Below are 22,649 nucleotides of genomic sequence, written 5' to 3'. Positions count from 1 at the left end.
CTGTCAGTCGTATTTATTTACTGGTTAATGTCTCTTGGGCAGAGCTGAGGACTGTGTCAGTATCTGCATCGAGATATTGCTTATAGGTATCTTGGCCCCAAGCAATCAATTGATCATTTTCAAAAATAAGTGGGGTACATTCCTCTTTCGTGGTTACACCGTCTGATTTTTCATGGTGAGTGCGATAAAAGAGCACCTGTAGCTTGGTTTCTTTTACGGCTTTGGCCTCTGAAAAGTCAGCTTTACCTAGTAACTGTTTTACTGAAACGATATTTTGCCCTAGCGCTAACTCGTTCATTTTTTGGCTGTTATAGGACTGTCGGTCCTCCCAACTCATGTCATCTGGCGTAGGTTCATAAACGAGTACCACCACAGCGACAAAGGCGACGTAGGCGGCGAAAATGCTACCGATGATTACCGAAACTTTTGATTTCATTTACAGTTATTCCTTTACCTCATTAAATGAGTCACGTTATTACGTCCATAAAATACGCTTTTGTTGTTCTAAGGTAAATGCGTTAATTGCAACTTTATATTAACAGATGTTTAGGCAGGATTGATTGGGGTTTTCAGGCAGATAGTTATTATCAGGCAAGGAGTTCATCACGCGAAAATCTTTTAAATTAATATTGAGTGGCAGGTCTGTTTGTAACTGTGCGAGCTTATAGCTGAGTCTTGCCATCTCCTTACCTTCGGCAAGTTTTTTGGCTTGTTTAGCGCCTAAGTTAGATAGCGATGAAAACAAGGTTGGTAAGCTTCTAAAGGTTTTCAATAATTCGGCAGCCGACTTAGGGCCTATGCCCGCAATACCAGGAATTTTATTACCGCTATCGCCCGCTAATGCCATCAAGTCGAGAAATTGACTGCGTTCGACACCGAGTTTTTGTTCCAATGCAGCGATATCTAAGTACTGCTGATTAAAGTGATCCCACTGGCTGATTTGGCGATGATTAAGCTGACTAAACCCTTTGTCGGTGGACACTATAATGGCTTCACCCTGCGCTTTGGCGGTTTTTATCGCTAGAGTGGCAATCACATCATCGGCTTCAGCCGCCGCATAAATAGAGCCAATGTTCATCATGGTTAAGTGATCTTGCAGTGCAGCAAGGCCTTTTGCCAGCGGCTCAGGCATAGGTTTACGGCCTTTCTTGTAATCGGGGTAAAGCTGTTTACGCCATGAAACTTCATCCCCATCCCACACGATAGCCACATGGGTAGGGCGATGCACCCGCAGCAGTTTAGTGCACGCCAAACTGACGCGCTCTGTGAGACTTTGCATATCGGATTCATCGGGGATCGCCGCATAAATGCGGCGAACCAAGTTGAGACCATCGATGATTAAAAACTTGTTCATGGGGTGTTGTTGCTTCGCTCTCTATTTCACTATTTGATAGCAAGGAATATAGGCGCTTCCTGGAAGCTTCATTCTTTGTTGTTGTACAAATGCACTTAAAAGTTTATCCATCATATCCATGAGCTTAGGATCGCCTTTTAATTGGAAGGGGCCATCACGCTCTATGTGCTTGATTGTTTCTGACTTGACGTTACCCGCCACTATACCCGAAAACGCTTTACGCAGGTTGGCGGCAAGTTCGGCTTTATTGGTTTGGAAGTGTAGATCTAAGTTTGCCATCACTTCGTGGCTTGGGATAAAAGGTAACTGAAACTCAGACTCAATCTTCAGTGCCCACTGATATTGGTAAGCATCACCCGTTGAGCGGCGATAGGCTTTTACTTGCTCCATTCCTTGCTTCATGATGCGTGCCACTTCAGTGGGATTATCTATGATAATTTGGTACTTTTTCTGAGCTTCGGGTCCTAAGGTTGAGGCAATAAACTCATCAATCTTAATGAAGTAATCTGCGCTCTCCGTTGGGCCTGTGAGTATCAGCGGGAAAGGCGTTTGTTGGTTTTCTTCGTTAAGTAAAATACCCAATATATAGAGCAATTCTTCAGCTGTGCCAGCACCGCCAGGGAAGATAATAATACCATGGCCTAAGCGCACGAAAGCTTCGAGGCGCTTTTCAATATCGGGTAAGATCACCAGTTCATTGACAATTTGATTCGGTGGCTCGGCGGCAATAATACTTGGTTCAGTTAAACCAATATATCGTGCATTTTTAATCCGTTGTTTGGCATGACCTATCGCCGCACCTTTCATCGGACCTTCCATCGCGCCAGGACCACAGCCAGTGCAAATATCTAATTCTCTCAGGCCAAGTTGATAACCTACCTCACGTGTGTACTGGTATTCAATGGCATTAATACTGTGTCCGCCCCAACAGACGACCACATTAGGGTCTTTCATCGGTGCTATCGCCCTCGCATTACGCAGAATATCAAACACCACATTGGTGATATGGTGGGCATTGGTCAGATTAATGTGTTTTAGTGAGTCATATCTATCACTGATATAAAGGATATCGCGTAAGACTGAGAATAGATGTTCTTGAATTCCCGTGATAATTTGACCATCGACAAAGGCTTGTTCGGGGGGATTGATCAGTTCTAATTTTACACCACGCTCCCGTTGTAGAACGTTGATGTCGAAATCATGGTATTGCTCGAATAGGGCTTTAGAGTTGTCGGTTTTTAAACCCGCGGCAAGCACTGCTAAGGAGCAGTTGCGGTACAGTTGGTATAGGGCACTTTTGGCACTATTTTTGAGTCGATCAACTTCAAGTTGCGAAAGCTGATCCATGCTGCCTTTTGGGCTGACTTTTACTATCATTTACCACTCCTTCGTCATGACAGGAGTGATTAGAGGAGGCGTATAGTGGGGCTTAATTATACGTCAATCACAACCCTGTCTCTGCTTTCGTGTTTCGCTTTGTAGAGTGCTGCATCGGCGCGTTCAAAGGTCTCATGTATGAGTTCACTTCCCATAACTTGCGCAGCCCCTATAGATACTGTAACTGTAATTCTCTGATTTTTAAATTTAAATGGAATATTTTTTACTTTCTCGCGCACTCTGTTTAAAAGTTGAGCGATATCAGCAGGGGCCACATCAGGTAATAGCAGTACAAATTCTTCGCCGCCATAGCGGGCTACAAATTCTGTATCTCGCAGGGAGTTTTTCAATGCCATTGCTATAACTTGCAAGGTTTTATCACCTGTGCTGTGGCCAAAACTGTCGTTGATAGTTTTGAAGTGATCGATATCGGCAACGGCAACCCACAACGGGGACTTATGCCGTTGATAGTTACGGTATTCTAGCTCCATGCGCTCTTCTAATGCCGCACGGTTAGGCAATTGAGTTAAGCTGTCGAGTAAGTTGAGTTTTTGTTGTTCAAACAAACGCTCTTTGTAGGTGTTAGCCTCACTACTTAACTCATTAAGCTCTTTGCGCATTGTCTCCATCGACTTGCGCAGCAGAGCTTGCTCTCTTTGCTCTAGGGCTTCTTTACGGGCTAATGCCGAGCGGATAGAGTTAAGTTGCTCTGTTAGTTGAGCTTTAAGGTCAACGACGTCTTCCACATCGATAATGATTTCACCGGCGTTGTCGACGCGGGTGTTAATCTCACGATTCAGCTGGGTTTTTAATTGGAAGCTACGTTGATTGTGATTGTAAGACTCGCTCACCACCTCACGTACCGCGGCTAAGGCATCATTGAGTGCAAACAAAAACTCTTGGGATGCCGATTTCTCGCGGGCGATGTTATCAAGCAATAACGCTAAAATGGTTTGGTAGGCTTCGAGCAAGCTATCAACTTCAATCTCAGAAGAGAGTACTTCTTTGATCACTAATACTTGGTCACGTTGATCTTTACGGAACTCGATTTCTGAAATCATCTGCGCCAGCTCATGGGCTAGTTGCCTGTGCTTTGGTAAGACATCGAGTTTTTCAGATTCGCTAAATTGTAGCTGTAATATGGTTTCGTAGAAGCCAATGATTTGCTTAACTTTGGGTATATATTCCCACACAGTATGAAAAGGTTTCGCCAGATCTTGCTTGAAGTAATTGACTTCTTTTTTGAGCTTTTCAGGTGCAGAGTTAACACGTTGGATCTGACGGATCACCTGTGATAAACCAGTACGACTCTCTTCGAGTTGTACCATCACATGGTGATATTGGCCTTTTAGCAGGCGCTCGACATCAACTAATTCTGGCAATGCCTCATCGACTCGCTCAAACGTATTTAAGTTATGGCGCAGTTTGGCGAGTTTATTATCCAGCTCAAGATTTTGCCCTTTACAGGCGAGGCTTAAGTGACCAATAAATTGGAGTAATGTCTGTAACTTTGCATTTCTATCTTCATTAACTTCATCAAGGGCAAGTTTGGCCGAATGGAGTTTCTGTTGCAGCAAGGCAAGTTGTGAAACTGTAGCGCTTGAATCCTTCATCCTGAGTATTGTCCTAACTCTGCAAGGCTAAAAAACATGACAATCCTATGTCCAGATTAGCTGTTAACTCATATGATACTAATGTTATAACACTGGGCGTAGAGTGCAAATGCGATTTGCCTGTGACTCTGTGATTAATTACCGATATTGATCAAATATTTTCCAATAATTGCCTATCTTGGTTATTTTCCCAGCAAGGCCAGCGAATATCTTCTTTATTGCCGTTGGTCTCTAATCTGATTAATCCACGCTCAATGCCTTTTTCAAGGTGTAAAAATAACGGATTTGCAAATAAGCTCAAAGGAACAAAGTCGAGGGCTCTGAGAGCGACATAATAGTCGTTATTGCCACCTAAACTACGGGCACAGGCAAGCGCCATCTGCACTGTTTCAAATTTTAATTTCGCGGCCATTTTAATTTCTGATTTCGCTAAAAGTGGCAAATGCGCAAAGCCAAGACGGAAATGATGTGTGATTTGCTGTTCATCGAGTTTCAGGCGTACTTGGCTGAGTATTTGTTTCGGCTCAATAGGTTGCGTGAACCGAACCGCAAATACCCCTTGGCGTACCACATAAACAGATGCTGCGAGTGCATCCGTTAGATGATTGGCAATTTGCGCTGTTACTGCATCACTAAAATATTGGCCGTAGTCCAGATCCGCCGTAAGTTGGGTGGGGAAGGCGATAATCGCGAGTGCCGTTGTGGATTCCTGACTTTGATTATGGCTTAAGTGCGCTAATAATGCGGCATACCCTAAATTGTGAGTGAAGGGCTCCTGTAGCGTTAATTGAGTTAATGCCGCGTTTTTAGCCGTTATTTTGCGGCGATTTTGTAGCATGAAAATAATCACTAGCAGCAAGAGTCCGGCAATAAGGCTGCAAATGAGCAGTAGCGTGTGAGTGTTGTTGCTTTCTTTCACTGTCTCAACGAGTTTTCCCTGTAGCATGTTGAGCTCAAGTTTAAGCTGTTGCTCTGCAAGGGCAGAGGCCGACACTGGGGAGTCTTTATCTGTCTCCGCAGGCTTTTTACTTAGCTCAATGATACGGGCTTGGGCATCGATGGTTTTTGATAATTCACCTAATTTTTGCGCCGCCGAGGCGATAAGGGTGAGTGCGGATTTTTGTTCATCGACCAGTTTTAAATCGACCGCGAGTGCTAATGCGATATCGGCATGGACCATCATCAGCGGCCAATCTTGGTTGGTTTGGGCGATTTCACCAATTAAGAGTTCGTTATAAACTTGATAGTGATGGCTTTGTTTTTCTTTGAATATTTGATTGGCCATCAGTAAATATTTTAGGGCGTTAACATTGTCTTTAATATTTGAGTAGGCTTGTCCTAAATTATGGAAATTAAGCCCCTGTGCGATGTAGTTACCGCGTTTTGCATCTAATTGCTGGGCATTTAGGTAGTAATCAATCGCTTTATGCCAATCCCCTTGTTCGCCATAGACCATAGCGATCACTGTCATACAACTTGAAAGATAAGTGTCATTGCCCATTTTTTTAAAGCCAGCCGCGGCTTCATGAGCGTTTTTAAGCGCTTCATCCCACTGCTTTAAATCACGGTATACCTTTGAAAGTTGTAATTGCAGATTGGTTTTCATTGATGGGTAATTAGAACGATTGGAGATCCGAATCGCTTCACTATAATGCTGTAATGATTTTGTAAGCTGCTGATTAAAGTTGTAATAAAAGCCAAGCCTCGCTTCAGCCGCCGCGATTAAATAATCGTTTCTGAGTTTATAGGCAATGTCGCGGTATGTGTGGAAGTGCATCAGTGCTGGCACTTCTTGGCGGATCAATAAATGTAAGCCACCTAGATGTTCATGAATATTGTGTTTAAGAATTAATGCTTCGATGTCATAGCTGTCGTTGATGCGGGTGAGCGCTTCATTATAAAGACCAATCGCTTCTTGATATTTCTGTTCCGTACGGCCAAGGTAACGGCCATTTAACATGGCGACCATGGCAAGTTCGTAGGGCGATTGCGCCGCAGTCGATAGGAGTTCAATCAAGCTTTTTGCGTTTTGAAAATCGACCTTGGTTTTAACGTTTGGCTCCATATTGAGGCGGGCCAGTAAATACAAAATCTGTTCAAATTCGAGTGGATTGTAGCCTTGCTCTTGGGCTGCGCGCTCAAATTGGTCACGGTTTTGAAATGCGAGGGGAAAGGAAATCGTTTTGTTGAGTGCATCATACATTTGCTGCGGTGATTCTCTTAACTCAACCTCATCCGCTTCGAGATCTCGGCTTTGGACTGTAAAAGGCAGTGACAGCAACAGAGTAAATAAAATAACCGTGAGTTTTTGCATTTGAACTGTGATTCCTCATTCCTTTAGTCAAGGAACTTATTTTGTTAGCTTTTGTTAGCGCCTAATGAGGATGCTACATCGACTTGTTATACTTGGAAAAATCATAAGAAGCATAATAACAGAAGGAAGCAAGAGTGAAACCCAACAGACTATCAATCTTGATATTGAGCGCATTATTTTCGGGTCAAGTATTGGCCGATGTGAAATACCAAATCGACCTTATTAAACCCGAACACCATATTGCCCAAGTGAGTGTCACTTTTCCTGAAGTGAAGACGAACGATTTTACGGTGAATCTCCCTGTGTGGCGGACGGGCAAATATCAAGTATTGCCTTTGGCCGATGGTGTGCGCTTATTTAGTGCTAAAGATAGTCAAGGTCATGAACTGCGATGGAAGCGCACCGCGAGCGGTGAATGGCAAGTGGCGCTCACGCAGCCAACCCGTGTTACCGTCAGTTATCAATTGTACGCTAATGAATTAGGCCAAAGGGTGCGCCATATTGACGCGAGCCATGCCTATTTGGATGCTAGCGGTGTGTTCATGTACAGTCCGCAATTTCGCTCTGAACCAATATCCGTAGAATTAAAAGTGCCTAAAAATTGGCAAAGTTACTCTGGGATGTCATCGGGTAAGGCCGCTCATTCCTTTATTGCCCCTAATTATGATGTGTTGATCGACTCCCCGATTGAAACTGGTGTGAGTACTCATAAACAATTTAGTGCTAATGGTAAAAACTATGAATTGGTGTTTTGGGGGGAAGGTAACTATGACACGGACAAAATAGTAAAAGATCTTAAAGCCTTAAGCGGTCAAGCTAAGGTGATTTGGGATGATTATCCTTTTGATCGTTACGTTTATATGGTGCATGCAACGAGTGGTGCCAGTGGCGCGACAGAACATTTAAACTCTACTGTCATTCAACTGCCGCGCTTTAGTTTCCGTGAACGCAAGGACTACCTGCGCTTTATTAGCACTGCATCCCATGAGTTTATCCATACCTGGAACGTGAAGGCTTATCGCCCCGAGGGATTAGTTCCCTATGATTATCAACATGAAAATATGACGGAATTACTGTGGATGGCTGAAGGTTCTACCAGTTATTTTCAAGATCAGTTGCTGTTGCGGGCTGGAGTGATAACAGCTAAAGAGTTCCTCGAAGATTTAGCCAAGCGCGTCGAGAAAAACCAACTCAATCCGGGTCGTGAAACTCAATCTGTGGCAGAGGCGAGTACTGGGGAGTGGAGCAGTATCAGTGGCGATTATGCCATTAACCACAGTGTAAATATTTACTCAGAGGGTTACTTAACCTCTTTAGCCTTAGATTTTTCATTGCTTCAAGACTCCGAGCTTAAGTATTCATATCGCGATGTGCACCGTCGTTTATATCAAGAACATCGCGTACCAAAAGGCTATGGTGTTAGTGATGTTCAGTACATTCTTAAAGACTTATCTGGCAAAGATTATGCGTCTTGGTGGCAAGCCAATGTGAATAGTCCCATGAGTTTAGATTTCCCAGAATTATTATCACAGGCAGGGTTAAATCTGTCCTATGGTAAAGATTCAAAAGCTGAGGCATTTGCGGGAATGACCTTGAGCAGTACCCATGGCTCTTTAGTGTTAGACCAAGTGTTGCGTAATGGTCCTGCTTGGCAAGCGGGCATAGTTGCGGGGGATGAAGTATTAGCGATTAATGGTCTCAAGGTGACTGCTGCGGGTTTCTATAAGCGCATCAAAGACTTTAAGGTTGGCGATAGTGTAGAGGTGATATTATTTAGCAACGATAAAATCAAGCAAGTACAGCTCACCCTTGGCGAGCAGCAAAGCGGTAAGCTAGTGCTCAAGGGGGATGCAAAAGCGACTAAACAGCAAAAAGCTTTCTTCAAGACTTGGTTAGGCATTGATTGGCCATTTGACAATAAAGGCGAGTTAGCGACTAAAGCTTAATGTGGTTAGGACTTCATCTTTAGCATCTAAATGCCTTTGTCTTAAAGCCACCTAAAGTAAAATCGTCATAAAAAAGGCGCAACCATTATTTTGATGGGGGCGCCTTTTCTTATCTTGTACGGCTCAGTCTAACAAGCGAATTGCAGATCTCGTCTGCTTAACGATTTCTGCTTAAACTTGTGCGTCTTCGAGTCCACCAAGGGCGGCCACGAGTGCATGCATCAAGGCGACTAACTCGCTGCCCATTAGGGCAAAGTCTGCATCTAAACGGGCCATAGGATCGTCAGTGCCGACTTCATCGTTCCCTGCTCTAAATTCTTCAGAGAATTTAAGGCGTTTCACGCTGGCATCTGATTGCAATAATAGTGCAATCGATTGGCCGAAATGCAGCGCTAACTTGTGTACTTGCTTACCTGTTGCTAAGTGAGCTAACACTTCGTCTTCTTTCAAATCCTGCTGTTTAAAGCGCACAATTCCGCCTTCATCAGCTTCAGATTTGAGCTCGGCTTCGTCTTGCATTTCAAAGGGTAATGGCGCGCTGCCAAGTTTTAACCATTCAGTTAAATTGGATTCGACTGGCGCTTTAAAGCTTAGTGGGATCACAGGTAAACTGCCGAGAGCTTTACGTAATAACGCTAATAATTCTTCGGCCTTAGTGGCACTTGAACTATCAACGAGGATCATTTCTAGTTCAGGCAAAATCAAGGCGTGGGTTTGGCTTCGGCGCGAAAAAGCGCGTGGCAGTAGGCTAGTGATGATTTCATCTTTTAGCGCATCTTTTTCTTTTTTCGCCAGTTTACGATTTTCTTCATCTTCAATGAGAGCCACTTTTTCTTCTAAGGCTTCTTTGATGACTTGGCCTGGCAGAATTTTCTCTTCTTTAGTCACGCAGATCAGATGGCGATTGTCAGCGCTATGGACCAAAGAACTGCCTTTTTTGCCTAACGCATTTGAGAAACCAAATTTACTGACATCTTGGCTTGAGCAGGGGGAGAAAGTGAAATCGGCCAACGCAGTTTCTAGCGCTTCGGTTTCGACGGCAAAAGGTTTATTGAAACGATAAAGAGTAAGATTTTTAAACCACATAAGAGGCGCCCATTGAAAATTAAAGTGGCAGTTTACGGCATAGTTTGGGCGGGGTAAACCTGTGTTCAATAGCTGATTTTTAACTGAGGATCAGAATTCATTAAACTGTAACATAATAATTAGCTTAGCTGCAGCCCGCATTTTTACTGGGTTTTATGCCTGGCTTCGCGTCAGCTTTTTTGCACGCCAACGTTAATGGTCACAATTGAAATAAAATTGAAACACATTCATTGCAAACTTTCGGTCGTTCCAAACCAATAACCAAGACGAACATAACGTCGAAAGGATTAAATGATGAACGTTTTTTGTAAAACTCTACTTGCTTCTGCGCTAGCTTCTGCAACTCTGGCTTCAGCTAATGCCGCTGAGCCACTGACTGTTTATGGTAAGTTGAATGTCACTGCTCAATCAAATGATGAGAAAGGTGATGCTACAACAACTATTCAAAGTAATGCTTCTCGTTTTGGTGTGAAGGGTGATTTTGCGCTGTCTAGCTCGCTGGAAGCTTTCTACACAGTGGAATATCAAGTTGATACAGGTGCAGCATCAAGCGATAACTTTACTGCACGTAACCAATTTGTTGGTTTGAAAGGCGCATTTGGTTCGTTCTCTGTGGGTCGTAATGATACCTTATTGAAAATTTCTCAAGGTGATGTTGATCAGTTTAACGACCTTTCAGGTGACTTAGGTAAGCTGTTCAAGGGTGAAGTTCGCGCTGCTCAAACGGCGACTTACCTTACGCCTTCCTTTGGTGATTTTGTATTCGGTGTTACCTATGTTGCCGAAGGAAATGATGTAAAAGGTCAATTTGCTCAAGATGGTTTTAGCTTAGCTGCCATGTATGGTGATGCGAAACTGAAGAAAACACCCGTTTATGCATCTCTTGCCTATGACTCAGATGTGTCTGGATATGAGATTGTTCGTGCCAGCTTACAAGCTAAGTTAGCCGGAATTAAACTGGGTGGTATGTACCAGCAACAAGAGCAAACCTATAAATTTGATTCTGTAACGTCTATGCCAGTTGAAGTCACTGCAGAAAGTGCTAACGGCTATCTATTAAGCGCAGCCTATGATATCGATGCTGTTACTTTAAAAGCTCAGTTCCAAGATATGGAAGAACTTGGTGATTCATGGTCGGTAGGTGCAGACTACAGCTTAGGTAAGCCAACTAAACTATTCGCTTTCTACACGAACCGTTCATTAGAAGCGTCTACAGATGATGACAAATACATTGGTGTTGGCTTAGAACACAAATTCTAAATCCAGCATTAAAACTCAATTAAGGAGGCATATAGCCTCCTTTTTTATTGCTATAAACAAACAGTTATATAAACTTATTATGACAAATATTACTACTATATGGCTCAAGCGGCGTGTTTATTCATAAATCTGTAATAAAAATGACTAATAATAGCCGTGTTGACATTCACTGACAGAAAATCACTTATGACTGCAAGGATATTGATAGTAGAAGACGAGTTGGCCATCCGCGAGATGCTGACTTTTGTAATGGAACAGCATGGGTTTACAACCTCTGCGGCGGAAGATTTTGATTCGGCCATTGCGCTGCTAAAGGAGCCTTACCCCGATCTGATTTTATTGGATTGGATGTTTCCTGGCGGAAGTGGTATTCAATTGGCGAAACGCTTAAAGCAAGATGAGTTTACGCGCCAAATTCCGATCATTATGTTAACCGCCCGCGGTGAAGAGGAAGATAAAGTCAAAGGCCTCGAAGTTGGCGCCGATGATTACATCACTAAACCTTTTTCCCCTAAAGAGCTGGTCGCACGTATTAAAGCCGTATTGCGTCGCAGTGCACCGACTCGTTTAGAAGAAACCATTGATGTACAGGGCTTAATGCTCGATCCTGTGAGTCACAGGGTGAGTGTGGGTGAAACTGTATTAGATATGGGCCCAACCGAATTTCGTTTATTACACTTTTTCATGACCCATCCTGAGCGTGTTTACAGCCGTGAACAGCTGCTCGATAATGTGTGGGGCACCAATGTGTATGTTGAAGACAGAACCGTTGACGTGCATATCAGACGCCTTCGTAAAGCCGTTGAAGAGTCTGGTCATGATCGCTTGATCCAAACGGTTCGTGGCGCTGGTTATCGTTTCTCTACACGCATTTAGTGCTGAATAACTGTTAGGCACAAGTTAGCTTTTACGCTATCTTGTGCTCCTCTTATTTAGCCTGATGTTTGGGTTTATTTATGTCTGACTCTTATTCAGGGTATCGGTTGTTTACGCGCTTAGGTTTATATCTACTGCTTTGCGCGCTAATAGGTTTATTGGTAGGGAAACTTCTCTGGATACTCTTTATCGGCACGCTAGGGTTAGTTTGCTGGCATTACCGACAATTATCACGGCTTAACTTTTGGTTATGGCGGGATAGGAAACTCACGCCGCCGCAGGGCAGTGGGAGCTGGGAAGGTGTATTTAACGGTATTTATCGCCTTCAAGGGAAGAATCGTCGACGTGTCGGTCAACTGGCCGCACTGCTGGCACGATTTCGTCAAGGTGCTGAGGCGTTACCCGATGCCGCTGTCGTGCTTGATTCAGAGCATAATATTTTATGGTGTAACAAGTTAGCGCAACTCATTCTCGGTTTTGTGTGGCCACAGGATAATGGTCAACGAATCGATAATTTAATCCGTCATCCTGATTTTTCTGCTTACATTAAATCCGCACAATACAAAGAGCCGCTGGAGTTACCTTCGCCAGTATCGGATAGGCGTTTGCTTGAAATCCGTATCATGGCTTACGGTGACCGGCAGTTACTGTTAATTGCGCGGGATATCACTCGTATACGTCAGCTTGAGGGAATGCGTAAAGAGTTTGTCGCCAATGTGTCGCATGAATTAAAAACGCCGCTCACTGTGTTACAGGGTTACCTCGAAATGATGCAAAGCATGGCTGAGCCTGATTCGATGAACGTCAAGCCGTTAGCATTGATGCAGCAGCAGACGCGACGAATGCAATCTATGGTGGAACAGCTATTGATGTTATCGCGAATTGAAGATGCGGCGGATATTAACCTCGAAAACACTGTGAATATGACGCAGTTGATGGAGGTGCTCAAGGAGGAAGCTAAGGCGCTGGCACAAGATAAGTATGAATTGAGTTTCTATTGTGAGCCTGGACTTGATTCTCACGGCAATGAATTACAGCTGAGAAGTGCCTGTTCTAACTTGATTTCTAATGCGATTCGTTACACAGAACCTGGCGGGAAAATTACAGTGCAGTGGTGCAGTGTGGCTACGGGTGCCATCTTTAGCGTAACGGATACGGGTGAAGGTATTGCGGCTCAGCATATTGGTCGATTAACGGAACGCTTTTATCGGGTAGACAGTGCGCGCTCAAGGCAAACCGGTGGTAGTGGTTTAGGTTTAGCGATAGTAAAACATGCGCTTAACCACCATCACAGTAAGCTTAAAATCAGCAGTGAAGTCGGTAAAGGCAGTACTTTTAGCTTTATTATCCCTTTGCATCTTATCGAACGTAAGAAATAGTATGTGTGAGTGAAATATTTACAATAAATAATAAAAACAGGCCATTAGGGCCTGTTTTTATTTCTAGGTTTATTGAGTCTTTATTATACCAATAGTATTAAATATCTGTTCATTCAGCGGGGATTCAACGCGCTTTAGACAAGGCGAAGGCTTGAAGGCAGAGTGGTGCTCTGTCGAAAGCCTTTAACGCAGTATAAAGCGCGTTGCCATGCCGTTAACATCACCCGCCCTTCGGGAGCCACACAGGCATCCCACTCCGGTGTTGCATGAATGACCATTTCTGCGTCAATGCGCCTTGGATTGAAATGCCTGTGAGGCTCTGAACTGATTAGATATTTAATGTGATTGGTATTAATGACAGAAAAAAGCGATAAATAGTGCATTGTCATTTAAGTGTCATATCACGGACATAGAATTGTCATTGTAGCGATTGATACTGGCTGCGTCTGAAGAAACTTAAGTTACAAATTAGTTAGCTTACTACTGGAGCACATAATGAAACTGAAAAAGCTTGTCGGCGCGATTACTCTAACAGCCGCTGGTGTATTCTCTGCCACTGCGATGGCATCGATTGATCCATCTCTGCCTACTTATGAAAAAGCGAGCGGTGTATCTGGCAACTTATCATCTGTAGGGTCAGATACTTTAGCCAACATGATGACACTTTGGGCAGAAGAATTTAAACAAATGTACCCTAACGTCAACATTCAGATCCAAGCGGCGGGTTCTTCTACTGCGCCACCAGCGTTGACTGAAGGCACTTCACAGTTCGGTCCTATGAGCCGTAAGATGAAGCCTAATGAAGTTGAAGCGTTCGAAAAGCATTTTGGTTATAAACCAACTGCGATTCGTGTAGCTATCGATGCTTTAGCCGTATTCGTGCACAAAGATAACCCAATCAAAGGCTTAAGCGTTGAGCAAGTTGATGGCATTTTTTCTTCAACTCACAAATGTGGTAGCAGTGACATCCAACGTTGGGGCGATTTAGGCTTAGACGGTAACTGGTCTGCCAAAGACGTTCAACTTTACGGTCGCAACTCAGTATCGGGCACTTACGGTTACTTTAAAGAGCACGCGCTTTGTAAAGGTGACTTTAAAGCTAACGTAAACGAGCAACCTGGTTCAGCTTCTGTTGTGCAATCTGTTTCTCAATCTCTGAATGCGATTGGCTACTCAGGTATCGGTTACAAAACTGCAGGTGTTAAAGCTGTTGCCATCGCTAAGAAAGGCAATGAGTTTATCGAAGCTACAGCTGAAAACGCGGCTAATGGTACTTACCCACTATCACGTTACTTATACGTTTACGTGAACAAGCAACCAAACAAAGACTTAGCACCAATGGAAAAAGAATTCCTGCGTTATGTGTTGTCTAAGCAAGGTCAGCAAGTGGTAGAAAAAGACGGTTATGTACCTGTGCCTAATAGCGTAGTTGCTAAAGATTTAGAGCAAGTAGGTATTCGCTTGTAAGCCAAACGGCTTGTTAATCAAGGACCTCTCAGGAGGTCCTTTTTGTTTTTGTGGTTTTAAATGTGTGATGATGTCAGGTTTAGACCAAATTAAAGACATAAAAAAAGCAACCTAAGTAGGTTGCTGTAAATTCCAATTCGGAATCTTGGGACGGTCGCGCTAGAAACCATCTAAAGGAGAATGATGATGAACGAAGAAACTCATTACAAAGATTCGGTTCATAATATCTGACTCAGCATCATCAAATTAGTTCAGGGAAAGTGCGAAATATTTTAAATAATTTTGCATTTTGTTTTTATAAAAAGAGGCTGACTCGATTTTTGCCAAGTTTGCACGTCTCAATTTTAGCTGCTTCTACTGTGACTACCGATAAATCCAGCAAGCTAGAGATAGCCTATTGCAAACTCGGTACCTACACCTAAAGATGAACTGTTACAAAAAACTTGTTCCTAAGGATCTTTAAAGCTCAGTTACGATTTGCCTCTGAGTAAATTTGCAGTCGATAATACCTCCCAATGATTAGTGATAAGTTATCAAGCCCGTCACCACAGCAAGGTAACTCATAACTCACTATTTAGAACATACCGCTCAAAACTTGAATATCGAGGCGACAGTGTTGCAACCAACTAAGAGTACATTAGCTGATGTAGCCCCTTGGGATTTAACCCGAGATTACCATTCTTTTGCGAATACCGAACAAGTGCAAGTGACCCATGTCTCTTTGGATGTCATGGTGGATTTTGACGCGCAGCGTCTTTTCGCTAAAGCGACGCTGTCCTTGGATTTTCTTGAGTGTGATGTAACAGAGCTTTGGCTTGATAGTCGAGATCTAACCATACTTGCTGTGACTTGCTTTAATGCTACAGAGGGGGTGAATGCATTAACAGAAATGGATGAAGAACCGCTCGACTTTGTGCTTAATGAAGCTGACCCCATACTCGGGCAAAAATTGTGTATCACTTTACCTGCATTTCTTTGCAGGCAGGTTTGTATTCACTATCAAACTTCGCCGTCTGCCCAAGGATTACAGTGGCTAGCGCCTGAGCAAACCGCGGGTAAACAGTTACCTTACCTCTTTAGTCAATCGCAACCGATCAATGCCCGCAGTTGGATCCCATTACAAGATACGCCTAAGGCGCGGATCACTTTTGATGCTAAGGTGCAAGTGCCCAAAGGCATGCGCGCCGTTATGAGCGCGATGAATCATCCCGATACGCCACTTAATGGTGTGTTTCACTTTGAGATGGAACAGCCTATTCCGACCCATTTAATGGCCTTGGCTGTGGGTGATATTGCCTTTCAAGCGATAGGTCCAAGATGCGGCGTGTATACCGAGCCGAGCATGCTAGCGGCCGCCGCAAAAGAGTTTGAAGATACTGAACACATGCTCGACGTTGCCGAGTCATTGTTAGGTCCTTACGTATGGGGCCGCTATGACATGATTATCTTGCCGCCGAGTTTCCCATTCGGTGGAATGGAAAATCCGCGTTTAGCCTTTTTAACGCCCACACTCATTGCTGGTGATAAAAGCTTAGTGTCAACCGTTGCCCATGAGTTAGCGCATTCATGGACGGGCAATTTGGTCAGTAATGCAACTTGGCGTGATCTCTGGTTAAACGAAGGTTTCACAACCTATTTTACTAACCGTATTGTCGAGGCTGTCTATGGAAAAGAACAGGCAGAATTAGAATGGGTAATAGAGTTTGGTCGCTTAAAAGAAGAAATCGCGTCTTTGCCTACGGGTAAGCAAACTTTACCCGCTAATGTGCAGCAGGACGATCCTAATCTTGCTTTTAATCGATTTACTTATGATAAGGCTTCGATGTTTGTCCATGATTTAGAGCGCAGGCTAGGGCGAGTAGAGTTTGATAAATTTTTACTCACTTATGTGAATCATTTTGCGTTTAAAGCCATTACCACCGAAGTGTTTGTCGAGTACGCAAAACAAACTTTACTGCAATTACACGCAGATAAAATCACTGAAGCTGAACTATTAACGTGGATTTATGGTGAAGGCTTACCTGAGGGCTATTGCGGACCAACATCCATGAGTTTAGATAAAGTCGATGATGCGCTGGCGTGTTTTCTACAGGGAACGGCAGCGGGCCGATTAAGCGTTAAAGATTGGCGAGTGCACCATTGGCAATATTTTCTGACCCAATTACCTGAAGTCGTTAGTCAAGTTCAATTGATGGATCTGGATGAAACCTTCCAATTAACCCAATCGACTAATGCAGAAATTGCCTGTGATTGGTTTCGAGTCGCGATTCGTAATCATTATGATCCTGTGTTGCCGGCATTAAGTGCCTATTTAGTGCGTATTGGACGCGGTAAATTTGTGCGGCCACTCTATGCTGAGTTACAAATTGCGGGATATCACTCTGAATTAAAAGACATCTATACAAAGGCTCGTGCAGGCTATCATCCTTCGATTCAAGTTCAATTGGACAAATCACTCAGCTTATAGAAATTTAGGTAAAAAAAATGGCAACCTATTGGTTGCCACAAAGAAATCAGTGTGGGATACAAATAGAATTCAATGCGCTAGCGTGTTTTCTATTGTGTCCCAAAAGGGAGATGATGATGAACGACCAACCAATTCGACTCAATGCGATAAAACAGAAACTGTGTCATTTGAGGGTATGAAACTGCGACTTCACATATTTCATTCTCAAGGTGCATTTAATCTTATCTGTTAATCCTTACCTATACTCAGAGTCACCATTTTTAATTAAGTTCACTGATATCAGAAAAAAATCCCAAAAAGTTTAAAAAAGATTTTATGGGACATTTTTCTGGGGAATACTGAGTACTCACACTTAAGTGTTACATTTTTTTCTACATTAAAATCATGGGGATAAAAAATTAAACGCGTGTCAGTTTATTAATCTATAAGCTAGCGTTAGCGCTTGTTGAAATTTGAGTAAAAAAAATGGCAACCTAAGGTTGCCACAAGGAAATCAGTGCGGGATACAAATAGAATTCAGTGCGCTAGCGTGTTTTCTATTGCGTCCCAAAAGGGAGATGATGATGAACGACCAACCAATTCGACTCAATGCGATAAAACAGAAACTGTGTCATTTGAGTGCATGAAACTGCGACTTCACATATTTCATTCTCAAGGTGCATTTAATCTTATCCGTTAATCCTTACCTATACTCAGAGTCGCCATTTTTAATTAAGTTCACCGATATCAGAAAAAAGACAAAAAAAGTTTTTGAGAGATATTGAGTGCCCACACTTAGTTGTTACATTTATATTACATATAAAATAAAGGGATAAAAAAAGGCAACCTAATGGTTGCCTAATGACCTATTCCTAGGTCAAGGGGACTGCGCTAGAAGCCCCAGGGAGATGATGAACATGAAAAAGACATTCACTGTTCAATACATTTGAGGGGCCTTGTACGGTTAAAGTTCCATAAAAAATTAAAATAAATCTAAATTTTTATAAATTGCAAGATTTCAAATAGATAGTGATTAAATTATTTTAGCAAAGCAGCAATTTTACTTTCTAATGCTTCGGGTTTGGTCGTTGATGCAAATCTTTCGATTGCTTCGCCTTGGCGATTAACTAAAAATTTAGTGAAATTCCATTTAATACCTTGAGTGCCTAATACGCCGGGAGCGGCTTTCTTAAGGTATTGATAAAGTGGATGCGTATGTTCGCCATTCACTTCTATTTTAGAAAATAGCGGAAACGTCACGCCAAAATTCAATTCACAAAAGGCTTGAATGCCTTGTTCATCGGCTTTTTCTTGGGCGCCAAATTGATTGCAAGGAAAGCCTAAAATCACTAATCCTTGATCTTTGTATTTTTGATATAGCGCTTCTAATCCTTTGTATTGCGGTGTAAATCCACATTCACTGGCGGTGTTGACGATTAAGAGTACTTTGCCCCGATACTGCTCTAAGCTTACCGCGTTGCCTTGAATGTCTGTTGCTGATTGGCTGTATATATTCGTAGTCATGTTCACCTCCGTAGGATCTTAGCCAAACAGCATAAACCTTAAAATAATTTTCAGCAATATAATTGCGCGCAATTTATTTTGTGGGTTTGCTAATTTACTTAATTATCAATATAGTTACAGCAATTTTGTGGCTAAAGAAAAGGGCATCTGTGTGATAGAAAATGACGCAGAATACGAAACAAACATGCAAGCGGATGTGGGGCAAGTAGTTCAACAACTCACTGAAGTTGAAGGCGAAGAACAGGCTGAAGTGTTTAGTGAAATTCTGAATGACTCAGAACCTGGAACCATAGCCTTAGCGCTTGAATCCTTGCCCTTGGATGAGCGTTACGAGCGTTGGCAGCAAGTTGAATTTGCTGACAGAGTGACTGTGCTGAGCCTAATGCGTGCCGATCCACGTATGGGGATCCTGAAGCGGATGCCTGACAATGAAGTGGATCTGTTATTTGCACAATTAAGCCCAGAAGATTTAATTGAGTGGAGTGATTATCTTCCTGAAAGTTTTACCGATCGTGCCTTGGCTCAGATGGGAGAGCGTCAGCGACAACGATTCGAACTTTATGATCAATACTCTGAGAATGAAATCGGCCGTTATACCGATCATCAAATGTTGGTGCTCAGTGATAAGGCGACAGTTGCTCAAGCTCAGCGCTTCTTTCGCCGTATCGAGCTCGACTGTAACGACAATTTGTTTATCGTTGATGATCTGGATAAGTATCAAGGTACTGTTCGTCGTTATGATATTTTTAAACATAATCCCGATGAATTATTGATTTCACTTTTGTCTGATGACTGCCGTGCGTTATCCGCCGATACGAGTCTTTTAGAAGCGGCTGAAGCGATAGAGCACAGCCGCGAAATTGAATTGCCTGTGATTGATGAGTCCGGAGAGTTAATCGGCCGCGTGACGCTACGAACCGCAACGGCATTAGTGCGTGAGCATTATGAGGCGCAGTTGATGGCAACAGCGGGTATGGATGAATCCGACGACTTGTTCGCCCCGATTATGAAAGGTGCTCAACGCCGTGCTGTATGGCTTGGGATCAATTTACTGACGGCTTTCCTTGCCTCAGCGACTATTGGTTTATTTGAAAATGTCCTATCGCAAGTGGTTGCATTAGCTGTGTTGATGCCGATTGTCGCTTCTATGGGCGGTATCGCGGGGAGCCAGTCTCTAACGCTAATGATCCGTGGCATGGCCATGGGACAGATTTCGGCGGGTAACTTGTTTTCGCTAATGAAAAACGAACTCGGCATTGGCATAGTTAACGGATTTTTGTGGGCGATAGTGATAGGTTTAGTCTCTGGCTGGTGGTTCGGTGAAGCGACGATAGGTATAGTGATCGGCTGTGCGATATTGATTAATATGGCTGTTGCCGCTATTGCTGGGGTGATAGTGCCTATGGTGTTACAGAAGTTTAATCAAGACGCGGCGTTATCGGGTTCAGTGATCTTAACGACTGTGACCGATGTGGTGGGTTTCTTTACTTTCTTAGGTATGGCGACGTTGTTATATCTGTAGCGTGGGCTCTTGGGTGAGTTTGGAAGATGAATGCACGGCAATTTGGTGTGCATTCACCGTATGTTGGGAACATTAACGGTTTAATCTGGATATGAATAACATTCAGTTTGTTATAGGTGAAAAGCCGGAAGAATTAGCGCTGGCGGCACAATTAATTGATGGACGTGATGATAATGCTCATCCGTTGGATCATCAGGTCTTTTTCCATTCTCGTGCGGTGATCTTAGCGAAAACTATCGAGGGTGAGATAGTGGGTTGCGCCGCGATAAAAGCTGGTAAAGGTACTGTTGGTAAAGGCACTGTTGATAAAGGCACTGTCGGTGAATTGGGTTATCTGGTGGTATCGCCCTATTATCGGCGTCAAGGCATAGCTCAAGGTTTAACGCAAAAACGTATCGAAGTGGCTAAGGCTTTAGGGATATTGATTTTATACGCCACAATTCGCGCCGAGAACACGTCGAGTCAAGCTAATTTATTGAAGGCAGGTTTTCAGTTTTGGCGTAATTATTTGAGTATCCGTGGCACAGGAAATACTGTGGGTTGGTATTACTTAGCTTTAAGCGCTAGTGTCGATGCTGAAGCGATAATGCAGTCTTTAGTTGGCGATCGTACCCCAGTGGTCTAATTGTGTTGTAAGTGAAAAGACTTAGATCTTAATGTGTTTTCATCTTGTTTTACATTTGTATATTCCTCGCAAATAATCCCTCTTTATACGCAAATAGGCTGATTTTCTTTATTTATTCGGTATGATCCGCGGCTATTACCCACAGTCATTATTGAGGTGTTTTTTTATGGCTAAGTTCAGAGTAGCAAGTGTCTTATTATTGAGTGCAGCAGCGCTGCAAGTGAATGCGTCAGAATTTAATCTTGGGTTGAACAACGATGTGGTTTCAACTGAGTTAGAACTGCAATTGAACAAAGATACTAACGCGGTTTTGGGTTATATCTATGCGGATGAAGGCGGCCATATCGCTCAAGGTGCAATGCACATGACCCATGATGCGGGTGTGCATCACTTTGAGGTCGGTGCTCAGTTAAGCCAGCTTTGGTCTGACTATTCACCCAATGGCAGTGCTGTTTCTGTTGGTGGTCGTTATGCACTATCAATGGGGCCCAATATTTCACTGCACGCCGCGGCTTACTATGCACCGTCTGTATTGTCATTTGGCAATGTTGATGGTCATTATGAATTAGACTCAAAAGTGCAATACCGTATAACGCCAAACATGGCACTTTATGTTGGTTACCGCAAGATTGCCTTCGAATACGATGATGCTCGCAATTTTACTTTCGAAGATGGTGTGTATATTGGCGGTAAATTCCGTTTCTAAGCACAAGGCTTATTGATTTAGCTATATTGCGATCGTGATGTCGAATTAAAGAGCCGGCGAGGTTAACTTCGCCGGCTTTTCCATTTCGCCTTTAGCTCACTGTAGCTTGGTAATATGGATGAGAAAATGACCAATCCAATCCCGATTAAAATCACTAGGCTGAGTTCTTCATCGAGTATCCACCAGCCTAACAAGGCTGCAAAAATCAATCCTGTATATTCTACTGGTGCCATTTGGCTCGCATCGGCACGTCGATAGGCATGGATGATGAGATAAGTCATGGCAATGTAAAATAGTCCCAAAGTCAGTCCCACTTGCGCCACTGGTAAACTAAATTCGGCGCCTTCGTATAAGGTCGCAGGTATCAGAAATATCATCGCAAAGGCATTAGACCAAAAGAGCATGGAAAAAGGATGTTCATGGGTCGAATAGGCCTTTAAAATCAAACTATTCAACGCTGATGTCATGGCACCGAAAAAGGCTAAACCTATGTACAGGTTAAATTCTGTTGGTTGGCTGATAAGCAAAATGCCGCTAAAGCCGATAAGACCTGCGACCGTGCGTCGATAACCAATGCGTTCATTTAAAAAAATGGCCGATAGTACTAGCAGTAACAAGGGTGAGGTATAAATCACGGCTGTTACTGTCGCGAGCGGAAGATGCAGAATAGCAAGCATAAAAATGGCATTGCCCAGTCCAATCAATAGTGCGCGGGCGAGATGCACTTTGTAAAAAGGATTCAGTTTAAGATTACCCTGTAAGTGCCACACAAAAGGCAGTACAAGCAGAGTGGCAAATAATTGCCTGTAGAGCACCAGTTGAAAAACAGGCGCATTGGTTTCAAGCAACTTAACCAATAGGTTACCGCTGGCAATCAGTAGTTGTGCGGCTAAAATCATCAATAGAGGCTGCATAGGATCCCAGCAAAAATAAGTCATTATTAAGGTGTATCTTGAATTTCATGCCGCAGTTTGGACTTTGAGACTAAAATAGCATCATAAGGCATGGTATATCCGACTAATTTAGCCTAATAGATTGTAAAAAACTAAATGTAGCCATAAAGTTAACCTACAAATCCAACTATCGACTAAGATTGACAGCATTAGCATTTTCTTCATAGCTGTAAAAATGATCTATGGCCCTTTAACTAAATA

At 43.1% G+C, this 22,649-nt stretch carries 17 protein-coding genes; 9 read left to right on the top strand and 8 right to left on the bottom strand.

Annotation, left to right across the window (positions count from 1 at the left end):
- Positions 1 to 13: 13 nt before the first annotated feature.
- The 5 genes from L5M51_RS08430 to L5M51_RS08410 all read right to left on the bottom strand — a co-directional run bounded on the left by L5M51_RS08430 (position 14) and on the right by L5M51_RS08410 (position 6,658).
- Positions 14 to 436, bottom strand: a complete 423-nt coding sequence (locus L5M51_RS08430; protein WP_263172339.1) for a DUF3192 domain-containing protein — start codon at positions 434 to 436, stop codon at positions 14 to 16.
- A gap of 99 nt (positions 437 to 535) precedes the next feature.
- On the bottom strand, positions 536 to 1,354 hold the full coding sequence (gene xni / locus L5M51_RS08425) for a flap endonuclease Xni (RefSeq protein ID WP_263145062.1): 819 nt from the start codon (positions 1,352 to 1,354) through the stop codon (positions 536 to 538).
- A gap of 21 nt (positions 1,355 to 1,375) precedes the next feature.
- Positions 1,376 to 2,731, bottom strand: coding sequence for a nucleotide 5'-monophosphate nucleosidase PpnN (gene ppnN, locus L5M51_RS08420; protein ID WP_028760679.1), 1,356 nt, complete (start codon positions 2,729 to 2,731; stop codon positions 1,376 to 1,378).
- 56 nt (positions 2,732 to 2,787) lie between these two features.
- Complete coding sequence (locus L5M51_RS08415) at positions 2,788 to 4,344, bottom strand: GGDEF domain-containing protein (RefSeq protein ID WP_105249767.1); 1,557 nt, start codon at positions 4,342 to 4,344, stop codon at positions 2,788 to 2,790.
- A gap of 151 nt (positions 4,345 to 4,495) precedes the next feature.
- Positions 4,496 to 6,658: a tetratricopeptide repeat protein gene (locus tag L5M51_RS08410; RefSeq protein ID WP_263172337.1), complete on the bottom strand. Its 2,163-nt coding sequence runs from the start codon at positions 6,656 to 6,658 to the stop codon at positions 4,496 to 4,498.
- A 134-nt stretch (positions 6,659 to 6,792) separates the two neighbouring features.
- Between L5M51_RS08410 and L5M51_RS08405 the strand changes: the two genes are divergently transcribed.
- Positions 6,793 to 8,604, top strand: coding sequence for a M61 family metallopeptidase (locus tag L5M51_RS08405; protein ID WP_263145057.1), 1,812 nt, complete (start codon positions 6,793 to 6,795; stop codon positions 8,602 to 8,604).
- A gap of 171 nt (positions 8,605 to 8,775) precedes the next feature.
- Here L5M51_RS08405 and rdgC read toward each other — a convergent pair whose 3' ends face one another.
- Positions 8,776 to 9,690 (bottom strand): recombination-associated protein RdgC, encoded by a 915-nt coding sequence (gene rdgC / locus L5M51_RS08400; RefSeq protein WP_113941038.1) that lies wholly within the window; start codon positions 9,688 to 9,690, stop codon positions 8,776 to 8,778.
- A 291-nt stretch (positions 9,691 to 9,981) separates the two neighbouring features.
- On the opposite strand from rdgC, the gene L5M51_RS08395 reads away from it, so the two are divergent.
- The 5 genes from L5M51_RS08395 (at position 9,982) to L5M51_RS08375 (ending at position 17,139) form a co-directional block, all read left to right on the top strand.
- A complete protein-coding gene (locus L5M51_RS08395; RefSeq protein WP_263145055.1) occupies positions 9,982 to 10,950 on the top strand; it encodes a porin in 969 nt (322 codons plus the stop codon).
- A 186-nt stretch (positions 10,951 to 11,136) separates the two neighbouring features.
- Complete coding sequence (gene phoB / locus L5M51_RS08390; protein WP_006085167.1) at positions 11,137 to 11,826, top strand: phosphate regulon transcriptional regulator PhoB; 690 nt, start codon at positions 11,137 to 11,139, stop codon at positions 11,824 to 11,826.
- Positions 11,827 to 11,906: 80 nt separating this feature from the next.
- Positions 11,907 to 13,205, top strand: a complete 1,299-nt coding sequence (phoR, locus tag L5M51_RS08385; protein ID WP_105249762.1) for a phosphate regulon sensor histidine kinase PhoR — start codon at positions 11,907 to 11,909, stop codon at positions 13,203 to 13,205.
- Between the two features lie 495 nt (positions 13,206 to 13,700).
- Positions 13,701 to 14,672, top strand: a complete 972-nt coding sequence (locus tag L5M51_RS08380; protein WP_113941039.1) for a PstS family phosphate ABC transporter substrate-binding protein — start codon at positions 13,701 to 13,703, stop codon at positions 14,670 to 14,672.
- 613 nt (positions 14,673 to 15,285) lie between these two features.
- The gene (locus tag L5M51_RS08375; RefSeq protein ID WP_173245966.1) at positions 15,286 to 17,139 is read left to right on the top strand and encodes a M1 family metallopeptidase; all 1,854 of its coding nucleotides are present in this window, start codon (positions 15,286 to 15,288) and stop codon (positions 17,137 to 17,139) included.
- 1,017 nt (positions 17,140 to 18,156) lie between these two features.
- Here L5M51_RS08375 and L5M51_RS08370 read toward each other — a convergent pair.
- Positions 18,157 to 18,642: a glutathione peroxidase gene (locus L5M51_RS08370; RefSeq protein ID WP_106651117.1), complete on the bottom strand. Its 486-nt coding sequence runs from the start codon at positions 18,640 to 18,642 to the stop codon at positions 18,157 to 18,159.
- 151 nt (positions 18,643 to 18,793) lie between these two features.
- Between L5M51_RS08370 and L5M51_RS08365 the strand changes: the two genes are divergently transcribed.
- From L5M51_RS08365 to L5M51_RS08355, 3 genes are all read left to right on the top strand, one after another.
- On the top strand, positions 18,794 to 20,164 hold the full coding sequence (locus L5M51_RS08365; RefSeq protein ID WP_263172334.1) for a magnesium transporter: 1,371 nt from the start codon (positions 18,794 to 18,796) through the stop codon (positions 20,162 to 20,164).
- Between the two features lie 91 nt (positions 20,165 to 20,255).
- On the top strand, positions 20,256 to 20,789 hold the full coding sequence (locus tag L5M51_RS08360; RefSeq protein WP_263172332.1) for a GNAT family N-acetyltransferase: 534 nt from the start codon (positions 20,256 to 20,258) through the stop codon (positions 20,787 to 20,789).
- A gap of 166 nt (positions 20,790 to 20,955) precedes the next feature.
- Positions 20,956 to 21,495 (top strand): YfaZ family outer membrane protein, encoded by a 540-nt coding sequence (locus L5M51_RS08355; RefSeq protein WP_028760670.1) that lies wholly within the window; start codon positions 20,956 to 20,958, stop codon positions 21,493 to 21,495.
- A 62-nt stretch (positions 21,496 to 21,557) separates the two neighbouring features.
- On the opposite strand, the gene L5M51_RS08350 is transcribed toward L5M51_RS08355, so the two are convergent.
- Entirely contained in the window at positions 21,558 to 22,409 is an 852-nt protein-coding gene (locus L5M51_RS08350) for a DMT family transporter (protein ID WP_263172330.1), read from the bottom strand.
- Positions 22,410 to 22,649 lie beyond the last annotated feature (240 nt).

This window comes from Shewanella sp. SM73, from assembly GCF_025653795.1.
Lineage (GTDB): Bacteria > Pseudomonadota > Gammaproteobacteria > Enterobacterales > Shewanellaceae > Shewanella > Shewanella oncorhynchi.
Note: the sequence above shows the minus strand (reverse complement) of the source record. Positions and strands in the feature narration are given on the sequence as shown.

Bases quoted from the DNA above. Each gene is read 5' to 3' on its own strand.
- L5M51_RS08430 (WP_263172339.1), bottom strand. From the start codon at position 436: ATGAAATCAAAAGTTTCGGTAATCATCGGTAGCATTTTCGCCGCCTAC.
- xni (WP_263145062.1), bottom strand. From the start codon at position 1,354: ATGAACAAGTTTTTAATCATCGATGGTCTCAACTTGGTTCGCCGCATT.
- ppnN (WP_028760679.1), bottom strand. From the start codon at position 2,731: ATGATAGTAAAAGTCAGCCCAAAAGGCAGCATGGATCAGCTTTCGCAA.
- L5M51_RS08415 (WP_105249767.1), bottom strand. From the start codon at position 4,344: ATGAAGGATTCAAGCGCTACAGTTTCACAACTTGCCTTGCTGCAACAG.
- L5M51_RS08410 (WP_263172337.1), bottom strand. From the start codon at position 6,658: ATGCAAAAACTCACGGTTATTTTATTTACTCTGTTGCTGTCACTGCCT.
- rdgC (WP_113941038.1), bottom strand. From the start codon at position 9,690: ATGTGGTTTAAAAATCTTACTCTTTATCGTTTCAATAAACCTTTTGCC.
- L5M51_RS08395 (WP_263145055.1), top strand. From the start codon at position 9,982: ATGATGAACGTTTTTTGTAAAACTCTACTTGCTTCTGCGCTAGCTTCT.
- phoB (WP_006085167.1), top strand. From the start codon at position 11,137: ATGACTGCAAGGATATTGATAGTAGAAGACGAGTTGGCCATCCGCGAG.
- phoR (WP_105249762.1), top strand. From the start codon at position 11,907: ATGTCTGACTCTTATTCAGGGTATCGGTTGTTTACGCGCTTAGGTTTA.
- L5M51_RS08380 (WP_113941039.1), top strand. From the start codon at position 13,701: ATGAAACTGAAAAAGCTTGTCGGCGCGATTACTCTAACAGCCGCTGGT.
- L5M51_RS08370 (WP_106651117.1), bottom strand. From the start codon at position 18,642: ATGACTACGAATATATACAGCCAATCAGCAACAGACATTCAAGGCAAC.
- L5M51_RS08360 (WP_263172332.1), top strand. From the start codon at position 20,256: ATGAATAACATTCAGTTTGTTATAGGTGAAAAGCCGGAAGAATTAGCG.
- L5M51_RS08355 (WP_028760670.1), top strand. From the start codon at position 20,956: ATGGCTAAGTTCAGAGTAGCAAGTGTCTTATTATTGAGTGCAGCAGCG.
- L5M51_RS08350 (WP_263172330.1), bottom strand. From the start codon at position 22,409: ATGCAGCCTCTATTGATGATTTTAGCCGCACAACTACTGATTGCCAGC.